This is a genomic window from Natrinema sp. H-ect4 (assembly GCF_041894845.1).
Lineage (GTDB): Archaea > Halobacteriota > Halobacteria > Halobacteriales > Natrialbaceae > Natrinema.
This window is the reverse complement of record NZ_JBHDYC010000038.1, coordinates 1-10364: the sequence shown is the minus strand read 5'-3', so window position 1 is coordinate 10364 and position 10364 is coordinate 1. Positions and strand designations below refer to the sequence as shown.

Here is a 10364-nt window from a genome sequence, read left to right as displayed (position 1 = left end):
ACCGGCTGGAACGACCAAAGAATGTTCCAACTGTGGCGTTGCGACCGACAAACCGCTGTGGGTACGCGAACACTCGTGTCCCTCATGCGGATTCGAGGCGGACCGCGACCTCAACGCCGCCTACAACATCCTTTCTCGCGGACTCACCGAAGTAGGGGTGGTTCACCCCGATTCAATGCCTGCGGAGACTGCGCTCCCTACGGGAACCGATTCGGTTCCTGCAAAGCGCGTCTTAGAAACAGGAAGCCTCGTCCTCAGCGAGGCCGTCAGGCCGAGCAGGGCGGGGTAGTTCACGTCGGCACCGCATTCGCTTATAAAACGCGGCGATGTCCGTCGTGCATGGCGGATCCGAACGATGACGACTTCGACCCCACGACGCCCGAACAGCGGGAGATCGGCCGCGAAGTGGTCGACGAGAGTACGGTCCTCAGCTCGGTGATGGCTCACGCGTACCGGGGCGAACTCGGCCGGGTGGATACGTGGCGACAGCGCCTCGATCAAACGACGACGTGGGCGGTGACCGTGATGGCGGCGATCCTGACGTGGGCGTTCTCGAGTTCCGACAACCCTCATACATCCTGTTGATCGGAATCGTAGTCGTCACGGTCTTCCTCGGCATCGAGGCGCGGCGGTACTGGGACTACGATGTCTTTCGGGCGCGCGTTCGGATGCTTCAGGAGAATCTGCTCGCAACTGCCCTGGACCCGTCACGGGACGTCGAACGCACCGACTGGCGAGTAGAACTGGGTCAGGACTACCGCGAGCCCGCGGTGAAAGTATCGATGCAGGAGGCCCTCGCGAATCGCCTGCGGCGCGTGTATCTCGCGCTGCTCGGCATCCTCCTCGTCACGTGGATCTTCAGAGTGACCGCGTTCGCGGCGAGGGACGACTGGATCGAAACCGCCGCGATCGCTCGAATCCAGGGACCGGTCGTGATCGCGGTCGTCGTCGTGTTCTACGTCGCGTTGCTCGTGATCGCGCTGTGGCCACGAGAGCGCCAGGCGAAGGGCGAATTCGCAACGGAAAAGAAACGGAGGGCGATTGGAAGGATTCGGACGCGGAGGACGAGTCGCAGGACCGATAATCGACCGCAGATCCCGATTCGAGTCCGACCGCGCGAAACCAGGACGCGCAGTTGTTCGGCCCCCGCTTGAGGCCTATCACCTCAGACTCGTCGTCCGGACCGAACGGAACGCGCCCCAAGCCGTGAATCCACCAGTCCTCATAACTCTCCTCGGGGCGCGTATCGATGAGCGTGAACGACTCGTCTGCCCTCCGACTGCGGTCCTACCATTCCCGTTCCAGTCCGTCGAGCAGTCGATCGACATCGGTTGCAGTATTGACCGCGTGGACGGACGCCCGAACGGCGTTCGGAGATGGCAGTTCTCGAACAACAATTCCGTCGGCGGCCAGCCGTTCGACCGTCGCCGCCGGATCGTCGACATCGATCGTTACGAGCCCCGACTCCGGCGCCGAGGGACTGAGAAGGCGGTCAGCTGGGATACCAGCTATCAGTCGATTGGCAAGCTGGCGGACCTGGCCTTCGATCCGGTCGATCCCGACTTCTTCGATCGCGTCGATCGCTTCCCGGAGCGCGACGTGCGGTGCCGGGTTCGCCGATCCGACCTCGAACCGCCGCGCACCGGCAGCGTACTCGTAGGGGTCGGCGGACGGTGTCTCGACACTCCGATAGCCGACCGTCCGCGGCTTGAGGCCCTCAGCAACGTCACGGTCGACGTAGAGGAAGCCGCCGCCCCACAGCCCGAGCAGCCACTTGTGGCCGGCGGCGGCGACAGCGTCAGCGCCCCACTCCGCGACGTCCATCGGGAGCTGTCCAGGGACCTGGACGGCGTCGACGAGCGCGAGCGCACCGGCATCGTGGGCGATATCGACCAGCTCCGCTACCGGAAGCTGCGTCCCATGGGTCCACGTAACCGCGCTGAAACAGGCGAGTCTGGCGTCGGCGACGGCCTCGGCGAACCGATCCGGATCGATTCGGCCGTCCTTCGTCTCGACGACGCGAACCTCGACGCCCTCTCGTTCGAGGCGCTGCCACGGGAGGATTCCAGCCGGATGCTCGAGATCCGTCCGGACGACGAGGTCGCCGGACTGCCAGTCGATCGCGTTGGCGATCGCGTTGATCCCGGCCGTGGTGCTTTCAGTGAGTGCGATTTCGTCCGGTTCGGCGCCGATGAACGTCGCGACCCGCTCTCGAGTGCGGTCAAACGCCTGAAACGCAGTCTCGTAGGGGTCGTCCCCGACCGGCGATTCGTACTCGTGGGTGCGGACGAACTCGTCGGCGGCGTCGACGACGTACTCCGGGCTCGGTCCGTGGGCGCCAAAATTGAGGTAAACGCCCTCCTTGAAAGCGGGAATGTCCGCCCTGAGTTCGGTCGGCGTCATCGTCGTATTCGGTTGCATACGGTATCCGACGAACCCAGTAGATAATAATCTTGGGAAAACTATGAAATACTGGTACTAGCTGCCCTGAACGAGCGGTTCGCCAACGAGTGACGGCGATCACGCTCGACGACTACGAACTGATCGACATCGCGGAATGTATAGTAGCCGTCTACCATCGCGGCTGGACGGCCGCGTACGACACCGACGAAGAGGAGGCAGAGTGATGCAGCAAACGCTCGTTGGCTGCGCCTTCTGCGACGCCCCGCCCGGCACCAAGACTGGCGAGGCGCACACCTGGGGACAGGACGAGCGGGTCACCCACCCGATCTGTGTCGACTGTGCCATCCAAGCGGAGCCGGATCCCGAAGAGTGCGATCACGTCGCCTGTGACGGGTGTGGGCTCGTCGTCGACACGCTTGCGGTACTGACGCGGTTTCGCGTTGAACTCGGGCATCTCGAAGGGGCGCTCCAGCTCTGTGCCCGCTGTAATCCCGGTGGCCTTGAGACGTACCGGACGCGCGACCTCGAAGAACACCTCGTCGCGACGCCAACAGAGTGACCCCAACACTCTTTACTGGTTCACTGTAAACTGTAATCAAGAACAACCCGTGTCACGCACCTCAAACCGCGCCGACGGCGACATCGTCCGCGACTTCCTCTCGGTTGCGGACCTGCTCGAGGAGCCACAGCTGGCCCAGCTGTACGCGTATCTCGCTCGGGAGGGGGAGGCGACCGTCCAGGACGTGATGGACGACCTCGAGCTCGCCCAGGGGACGGCCTACAGCTACGTCAACCGGCTCGTCGACGCCGGCGTCGTCGAAGTCACCCATGACGAGCAGCCTCGGCGATACGCCGCCCGCGAGATCGACCTGACCGTGACGACGACCGTGGGGGACCGGGAATACACGATCACGCCGGCGCTCATCGACGCCGTCGGCCGGCGCGAGACGAACGCCGATATCGACACCTACATCGACCGCCACGGCGTCGCTGGCCTCGCGACGGCGCTCACCTACGCCGTCGCCCGCGAACGCGGCGAGGTGACCCACCGGCTAATGGCTGAAGATCTCGATATCTCCCCGCTGGCCGCGGAGCTGATCCTCCAGGCGCTCCGGCCCGTCGTCCACGAGCACTACGACATTGAGAAAGGAGGAGCGGGACTCGACGAGTTGGACATCGACGACGGCGACGTGGCTGACGACGCGTGAGCACGCTTCATATCGCCGACACCGGCCTGTTCGTCGCGATGGGGCAGCCGTCAAACAGCCGCTACCAGGCTGTTCGGCGATTCGCTCGCCGGAACGACATCACCTTCGTCCTCCCGGAACGGGTGTACGAGGAGCTGACCGTTGACGACCCCGACGTCGAGGCACCGCCCGTCGACGCCGCGATCGACGAGGGCTGGGCGACGGTTGCGGCGCCACTCGAGTTCTCCGAACCTGTCGTCTCGCGGGTGATGGACGGCGTCCAGCGGTACATCGCGAACGCCGACGACCGGCCCGCGGACAAGGTCGGGCGGGCGGACGCCGCCCTCGCCGCCCTAGCTGCCCAACACCTCAGCGCGGGGACGGCGACCGAGGTGTACATCTACACAACCGATATCGCGGCCGGAGAGGGGGCCGAAACCGTGCTTGCAAGTGAGGGCTACGGTGACTCGGTGACGTTCGTGAACGGCTTCCGGTTCATCGAGGACTTGGTCACCGGAGGCAGCTGACGGGATTCTGGTCTGTTTCGGTGGAGAGGACACTCGAAAGCCCTCGGCCGCTCGACGTCCCGCGACCGCCGCTGCGCGCCTCGTACCTGCGGTGCTTGCGGGGCCGGGGGACGACCGAGGCGGCCTCGCCCTTTCTGAGTCCGCCAGGACTGTAGATGGCCCACCGAGCGACGTGGCCGGCTGGACAGGTGTGTACGTCCCGGCCCGCCCCGCTCGCCGCTGCCGCCCTCCGCGTCGCTCGCGACCGACCATTCCGGGCGTGCGGGCGCTCTCCGCACCGCCCGCGCCCGTTCCGCCGAGGCGAGACCGTCTTGATAGTACGTTTTCGCCCGATGATCGCGCCAGAGGTCGGCGAGATCCGCGGCCATAGATTCGACAACAATACCGACTGCGGCTGCCTCTCGGTATACGCCTGGATGCGTTCCGGGAAGATCGTCCGGTTCCATCGTGCCCCGCTCGAGGAGTCGGAACTCGATCGTCCGTTCGATTGCGACGAACGAGGCTTCGATGACGAGCGTATAGTATGCAGCATCGTACAGGGCTTCAGCACCAGCGAGCAACCGACAGGCCTTCCGCAACTGGAAGAGCGCTGCGTCTTCTACGTCGAGTCCGGGCTCGACTTCTGCCGGTCGCCGGTCGAACGCCGCCTGTGCGTTGTCAACCAGCTTTTCGATTCGTGTACTACTCATCGGTGATCACCGCTTTCCGGATGGATTGGAGTCGATCACTGCCGTATATCGTCACGCCCTCCGTGAAGATTTCACGGCGTTTCGGACCCGCTCGTCGTGCACTCTCCGCAGATTCGACGTACGGTTCGAAATCGAATCGATCGCCGTCGAATCGCTGCTCGCTGAGGTCGGCGACGACATCCGTAACGACGCGTCGGGCGCTCGTCCGATCACCGTCGACGACGACGAACAGATCGATGTCGCTCTGCCGGTCAGCATCGCCTCGAGCGACGCTTCCGAACACGACGATACCGAGAACGTCGTCGATGTCGTCCGTTTCGGTTCCTGCATCTCGGACGTAGGTTAGTCAACCAATCCCGTATCGGGGAGTCACCCAGACGCGTCCGTCTCGTCGACCGCGGCCGCCCATAGTTCGGGGAGGCGCGCATAGCTCGTCGCGTTCCCGACGAGCGCCTCGACGGTCGTGTACTCGTCGACGGCGTGGACGGTGTCGGTTCCGAGCGCGAACTCGACCGTCGGAATCCCGGCGTTTCGCAGCGTCTTCGCGTCGCCGCCGCCGGTGGCGCTCCGTCGGTACACTCGCTCGCCGGTCGTTTCCTCGGCGCTCGAGGACACGGCCTCGACGAGCGGACTCTCGACCGGTTCGGCGGTGCCGACGCTCCAGGAGACGTCGGCGACTGTGATCCCCTCGCAGTCGGCGACGCAGTCCCGGATCTCCGAGAGGACGTCGGGCGTCCGGACGCCGGCCGTCAACCGAATATCGACCTCAGCGCGGGCGGACCCGGGGACGCTGTTGATCGCCTCCCCGCCCTCGAGGACGCCGAGGTTGATCGTCGGGGTCTCGAACAGTTCGCGGGCGGTCTCGGCGCCCATCGTCGGTTCGTAGAAGGCGATCGATTCGTCGATGATCGGCTCGATGGCGGGATCGACCTCGAGCCGTCGCGTCCCGAACCGCTCCCGCAGCGTCGTTACCGCGTCGTAGAGTCGGTCGATCGCGTTCTCGCCGAGCACCGGCCGCGAGCCGTGTGCGGCCTCGCCGGTCGCCTCGAGCGTTAGCCAGATGCTCCCCCGATCGGCGACCGTCACGGAGTGACGCCCCACCTCGCAGGTCGGTTCGCCGATGACGCAGGCGTCGGCCTCGAGGCGGTCGGCCTCGAGCAACGCGGGGAGGCCGGCGTCGCCGCCGACCTCCTCGTCGCTGACGAACGCGAACGCGAGGTCGACGGGCGGTTCGATGTCCGTCTCAGTGAACGCGCGGATCGCGAACAGCATCGCGGCGACGGCTCCCTTCATGTCGGTCGCGCCGCGGCCGTAGAGGCGGTCGTCGACGCGCTCCCCGAGAGGATCGAACGACCACACGTCGGCGTCGAACGGCACCGTATCGAGGTGCCCGTTGTACAGGAGTGTTCGATCGCTCGCGCCCGGAAGCGTCACGAGGAGATTCGGCTTCGCCGGATCGACGGCGAACCGCTCGACGTCGACCGGAAACTGCGACAGGTACTCCTCGAGCAAGGCGACGATCTCGCGCGTGTCGCCGGGCGGATTCGCCGTGTCGACCGAGAGCAGATCGAGCGCGAGGTCGATCAGGTCCGAGCGACGGTCGGCGATGTAGGCTTCCAGTTTGCCGGATTTTCCGGTCGTCATCGTGATCTCACTCGAGCTTCCCGGCGAGAACCTTCGCCGCAGTGAGGATCGGATCCCAGACGGGGCTGAAGGGCGGCGCGTACGCCAGGTCCGCGTTCTGCAGTTCGGTGACGGTCATTCCGGCCGTCAGCGCCGTCGCGACAGTGTCGATGCGCTTCGCGCCCTCGCGGCCGACGACGGTGCCGCCGAGCAGTTCGCCGCTCTCGCGGTCGGCGACCAGCGTGACTGTAAGTTCCGCGCCGTCGGGATAGTAGTGGGCGCGCGACGACGCCGAAATCGTGATCGAAATCGGATCGAAGCCGGCCTCGCGAGCCAGTTCCTCGTCGACGATCCCCGTTCGGGCGGCCCCGAGGTCGAACGCCTTCACGATGGCGGTGCCCGCGATCTCGCCGACCGGCGTCGGGTCGCCGGTGATCGTCTGTCCGATCGCCCGTCCCGCGCGGTTGGCCGTGAGGGCCAGCGGGACGTGGTCCGGTTCGCCGGTTACGACGTGCATCGCCTCGGCGTTGTCGCCCGCTGCGTAGACGTTCTCGTAATTCGTGCGTCCGTACTCGTCGGTCGCGATGGCACCGGTCGGCCCCAGTTCGATACCGGCCGTCTCGGCGAGTTCGGCGTTCGGTCTCACCCCAACGCCGACGATCGCGATATCGGCGGCGACTGTCTCGTCCTCGAGTGCAACGCCGTCAACCCGCTCGTCGCCGACGAAGCCCGACACAGCGGTATCGAGGTGGAGTTCGACCCCCTGCTCGCGCAGGTGGTCCTCGACGACCTTGGCGACGGCCTCACCGAACGGCTGGAGGACGTGGGGAAGCATCTCGTAGAGGTGGACGTCGACGCCGCGGGCCGACAGCGCTTCGGCCATCTCAATCCCCACGTAGCCGCCGCCGACGATCGCGGCCGTCTCGGGTCCGTAGTCGGTGACGTACTCCTCGATGGCGTCGGCCTCGTCCATGTCGTGGATGGTGAACACGCCCTCGAGTCCGAGTCCCTCGAACGGCGGTTCGATTGCGCTCGCGCCGGTCGCGACGAGGAGGTCGTCGTAGGGCTGTTCGTACGTCTCGTCGCCGGTCTCGACCGTCACCGTCCGCGCTTCGGGGTCGATGTCCACGACCTCCGCACCCGTCCGCAGGTCGACGTCCCGTTCCTCCCGGAACTCCTCGGGCGTCACGGTGACGAGGTCGTCCAGTTCGTCGACCGCCCCCTTGACGTAATAGGGCATCCCGCAGGCGGCGTAGGAGACCCACTCGCCCTTTTCGAAGACGATCACCTCTCGCTCGGGATCATCGCGTTTCGCCTTGCTCGCGGCGCTCATTCCCGCAGCGTCACCGCCGATGACGACGAACGTTTCGGTCATACGTGAGAGGTAGGACGGCAGCGCAAAAAATATTTCTGGAAATTCCCAATACTATACAATCAACTACGGCTATTGCTTCGGCGCAGTATCTGTCGTCACGAGTCTCTGCTCGACGAGTTTGGTACGGTCCGCAGCGTCATGATCTGTGTGGAAGCGTTCATCACTCACGTCGACGGATCACTCGAGGTCCGCGTTTCGCTTCACGCCCGAGGATCGCTGCGTCTCCCGGTCAGCGTTACGGGCCGAACACGAGCAACTCGAGTGAAGTCGGATCAGGAGCCCGATGATACCGAGCACTGCGAAGATCACCACACCCTGTGCGACCCCGGCGATCATCCCGACTGACGTCCCGCCGGCGATGGCGGCGGTCCCCGGTCCGACACAACAGAGACTCGCGAGCCCTGCCAGCCCGAGCAGCGATTGACTGGAGACATCCGAACCCATACGTAAACTTGCAGGCAGAAGGTCATATGCGTTCGGCCGATTTTCCGAGTCAGCGATTGCGGTCTCGAACTGACCGCCCGCCGATCCCACCCGCGACGTGCCCATTCTCGTGTCGAACAATGTAGGAGGCTCTTGCACGCGATTCGTTTCCCCGGTTTTCGCTGGCGCAGCGTTCGGTGATGTACTCCCACGAGTCGGCGGCGCTCTCGTAGCGGTCGACGGCGGAATCCAGAACTGATTTTTGTGGTGGGCCCAATACTCTCCACGAATGACGCTGCCAATCGACCCCACCCGGATCGATCCGGACGACATCGGTGGGAAACAGACGACGCTCGAGATGGACCACGAGGACGCCATCGAACACGTTCGTGAGGTGTTCACCGACGCGGGGTTCGGCGTTCCCGTCGAGTTCTCTCCGTCGGAACTGCTCAACGAAAAGGTCAATGCCGACCGCGACCCCTACTACGTCCTCGGCGCGTGTAACCCGACGGTGGCCGACCGGGCACTCGAGGCGACCGACGGGAAACTCGGCGCGCTGTTCCCATGTAACGTCGTCGTCTGGGAGGAAGAACCCGGTCGACAGCGCGTCTACCACGTCTCGATCATGCGGATCGCACGACTTGTCGGAATAGCACCGGACGACGACGAGATGGCAGACATCGTGGCGGAGACGGGCGAACTGGTCGATACTGCGTTCGAGAATCTGTAACCATGGGATACCACACCTTCGACGCGTCGCGGGCTGACAAGTTAGAGGAGGCGGGGAAGCGATATCGCTTCCTCTCGGCCGAGGAACTACTGTGGGCGCTTTCGCTCTCACCGGCCGACACCGTCGCCGACCTCGGCAGCGGGACCGGCTTCTTCACCGACGACGTCGCCCCGTACGCCGACGAGGTCTACGCGGTCGACGTTCAGGAGGAGATGCAGGATTACTACCGAGAGAAGGGTATCCCGGAGAACGTCACTCTCGTGACCAGCGACGTAAGCGACCTGCCGTTCGACGACGGCGGCGTCGACGCTGCGTTCTCGACGATGACCTACCACGAGTTCGCGAGCGCGGAGTCGCTGGCCGAGATCCGGCGGGTCCTCGCGCCCGCCGGTCGGCTCGTCGTCGTCGACTGGGCGGCCACCGGAACCGGCGAGAACGGGCCGCCGGTCGACGAGCGCTACAGCGCCGACGAGGCGGCGGACGCCCTCCGCGAGGTCGGGTTCGCCATCGAACACGAGGCCGTCCGACCGGAGACCTTCCTGCTGATCGCGACGCTCGAGTGAGAACGCAGGCGACTCGTTCGAACGCGGTTTCCAGCCTCGAGGTCACGTTTCTCGGACGCGAATCGAGAAGAGCGCGCGCTGGCATGCCCTTCCTTTTTGCCGGCAGTTGTGGGCGGTTCTGTGATGGACGACACTGATCGAACCGTCCCGCGACGGCAGGCGCTACGCATCGGCGGTGCGACGCTGTTCGGAATCGCGGGACTACCGAACGGGATCGGAATCGGAGCGGCCGCACTCGAGCGGACCGCACAGGGGGACGAGGACGGCGGGACCGGAGACGACGGCGGACTCGACGAAACGCTGGTCGCCTCGAGCGGGGAAGTCGACGTCGGAGCGGACGAGAGCGTCGAGACGTGGCTGTACGAGGAGCAGTTCCCCGGGCCGGAGCTCCGGGTCGGCGAGGGAGAGACGCTCCGCATCTCGCTCGAGAACGGGTTGTCCGAGGGGACGACGATTCACTGGCACGGCGTTCCCGTACCGAACCCGATGGACGGCGTTCCGGACGTCACGCAAGCGCCGGTCTCATCCGACGAGACGTTCGGATACGAGTACGAGGCGTCTCCGGCGGGGACGTACGTTTACCACAGCCACGTCGGGTTACAACTCGACAGGGGACTCTACGGGCCGCTGATCGTCGAAGAGGAGTCGCCCCACGTCGAGTACGACCGCGAGTACACGTTGCAGCTCGACGACTACCTCGGGGAGGAGCCGGCGCTCGACTCGATCGAAGCCCCGCCGGGCGGCGGTGGCATGGGCCCTGATGGCGGGCCAGGCGGAGACGGCGACGGGATGGGGCCCGATGGCGGGCCAGGCGGAGATGGCGACGGGATGGGGCCCGATGGCG

Annotated in this window: 11 protein-coding genes and 3 pseudogenes; 8 read left to right on the top strand and 6 right to left on the bottom strand. The window is 65.4% G+C overall.

The genetic code is table 11. The features are described from left to right. The coding region (locus tag ACEWFR_RS23535) for a zinc ribbon domain-containing protein (protein WP_374063312.1) at nt 1–289 on the top strand (289 nt) is incomplete at its 5' end. 50 nt (nt 290–339) lie between these two features. Further along, nucleotides 340–1084: pseudogene (locus tag ACEWFR_RS23530) on the top strand (DUF2270 domain-containing protein). A 203-nt stretch (nt 1085–1287) separates the two neighbouring features. On the opposite strand, the gene ACEWFR_RS23525 reads toward ACEWFR_RS23530, so the two are convergent. After that, nucleotides 1288–2421, bottom strand: a complete 1134-nt coding sequence (locus tag ACEWFR_RS23525) for an aminotransferase class V-fold PLP-dependent enzyme (protein WP_374063311.1) — start codon at nt 2419–2421, stop codon at nt 1288–1290. Between the two features lie 205 nt (nt 2422–2626). On the opposite strand from ACEWFR_RS23525, the gene ACEWFR_RS23520 reads away from it, so the two are divergent. Genes ACEWFR_RS23520 through ACEWFR_RS23510 form a run of 3 tightly spaced genes read left to right on the top strand, consistent with a single transcriptional unit; the run spans nt 2627 to nt 4117 of the window. Next, on the top strand, nt 2627–2962 hold the full coding sequence (locus tag ACEWFR_RS23520; protein WP_374063310.1) for a hypothetical protein: 336 nt from the start codon (nt 2627–2629) through the stop codon (nt 2960–2962). Between the two features lie 49 nt (nt 2963–3011). Then, nucleotides 3012–3611 (top strand): helix-turn-helix domain-containing protein, encoded by a 600-nt coding sequence (locus tag ACEWFR_RS23515; RefSeq protein ID WP_098728103.1) that lies wholly within the window; start codon nt 3012–3014, stop codon nt 3609–3611. Further along, the gene (locus tag ACEWFR_RS23510; protein ID WP_374063309.1) at nt 3608–4117 is read left to right on the top strand and encodes a hypothetical protein; all 510 of its coding nucleotides are present in this window, start codon (nt 3608–3610) and stop codon (nt 4115–4117) included. The genes ACEWFR_RS23515 and ACEWFR_RS23510 overlap by 4 nt, the downstream gene beginning before the upstream one ends. 275 nt (nt 4118–4392) lie before the next feature. On the opposite strand, the pseudogene ACEWFR_RS23505 reads toward ACEWFR_RS23510, so the two are convergent. The 5 genes and pseudogenes from ACEWFR_RS23505 to ACEWFR_RS23485 all read right to left on the bottom strand — a co-directional run. Further along, nucleotides 4393–4806, bottom strand: a pseudogene (locus ACEWFR_RS23505) (hypothetical protein); the annotation flags it as partial. Continuing rightward, nucleotides 4799–5125, bottom strand: a pseudogene (locus ACEWFR_RS23500) (nucleotidyltransferase domain-containing protein); the annotation flags it as partial. The pseudogenes ACEWFR_RS23505 and ACEWFR_RS23500, both read right to left, overlap by 8 nt. Before the next feature lie 50 nt (nt 5126–5175). After that, the gene (locus ACEWFR_RS23495) at nt 5176–6450 is read right to left on the bottom strand and encodes a M20 family metallopeptidase (RefSeq protein WP_374063308.1); all 1275 of its coding nucleotides are present in this window, start codon (nt 6448–6450) and stop codon (nt 5176–5178) included. A 7-nt stretch (nt 6451–6457) separates the two neighbouring features. Then, nucleotides 6458–7804, bottom strand: coding sequence for an FAD-dependent oxidoreductase (locus ACEWFR_RS23490; protein WP_374063307.1), 1347 nt, complete (start codon nt 7802–7804; stop codon nt 6458–6460). Nucleotides 7805–7981: 177 nt separating this feature from the next. Next, on the bottom strand, nt 7982–8248 hold the full coding sequence (locus ACEWFR_RS23485) for a hypothetical protein (RefSeq protein WP_374063306.1): 267 nt from the start codon (nt 8246–8248) through the stop codon (nt 7982–7984). 268 nt (nt 8249–8516) lie between these two features. Here ACEWFR_RS23485 and ACEWFR_RS23480 point away from each other — a divergent pair, with 268 nt between their 5' ends. From ACEWFR_RS23480 to ACEWFR_RS23470, 3 genes are all read left to right on the top strand, one after another. Beyond that, nucleotides 8517–8957, top strand: coding sequence for a DUF302 domain-containing protein (locus tag ACEWFR_RS23480; RefSeq protein ID WP_374063305.1), 441 nt, complete (start codon nt 8517–8519; stop codon nt 8955–8957). A gap of 2 nt (nt 8958–8959) precedes the next feature. Next, nucleotides 8960–9520 (top strand): class I SAM-dependent methyltransferase, encoded by a 561-nt coding sequence (locus ACEWFR_RS23475; RefSeq protein ID WP_374063304.1) that lies wholly within the window; start codon nt 8960–8962, stop codon nt 9518–9520. A 123-nt stretch (nt 9521–9643) separates the two neighbouring features. Next, nucleotides 9644–10364, top strand: a 721-nt coding sequence (locus ACEWFR_RS23470; RefSeq protein ID WP_374063303.1) for a multicopper oxidase domain-containing protein, incomplete at its 3' end; no start/stop codon positions are given.

What these genes read in the sequence shown, in the direction of transcription:
- ACEWFR_RS23525 (WP_374063311.1), bottom strand. Translation starts at nt 2,421, where the DNA reads ATGCAACCGAATACGACGATGACGCCGACCGAACTCAGGGCGGACATT.
- ACEWFR_RS23520 (WP_374063310.1), top strand. Translation starts at nt 2,627, where the DNA reads ATGCAGCAAACGCTCGTTGGCTGCGCCTTCTGCGACGCCCCGCCCGGC.
- ACEWFR_RS23495 (WP_374063308.1), bottom strand. Translation starts at nt 6,450, where the DNA reads ATGACGACCGGAAAATCCGGCAAACTGGAAGCCTACATCGCCGACCGT.
- ACEWFR_RS23490 (WP_374063307.1), bottom strand. Translation starts at nt 7,804, where the DNA reads ATGACCGAAACGTTCGTCGTCATCGGCGGTGACGCTGCGGGAATGAGC.
- ACEWFR_RS23485 (WP_374063306.1), bottom strand. Translation starts at nt 8,248, where the DNA reads ATGGGTTCGGATGTCTCCAGTCAATCGCTGCTCGGGCTGGCAGGGCTC.
- ACEWFR_RS23480 (WP_374063305.1), top strand. Translation starts at nt 8,517, where the DNA reads ATGACGCTGCCAATCGACCCCACCCGGATCGATCCGGACGACATCGGT.
- ACEWFR_RS23475 (WP_374063304.1), top strand. Translation starts at nt 8,960, where the DNA reads ATGGGATACCACACCTTCGACGCGTCGCGGGCTGACAAGTTAGAGGAG.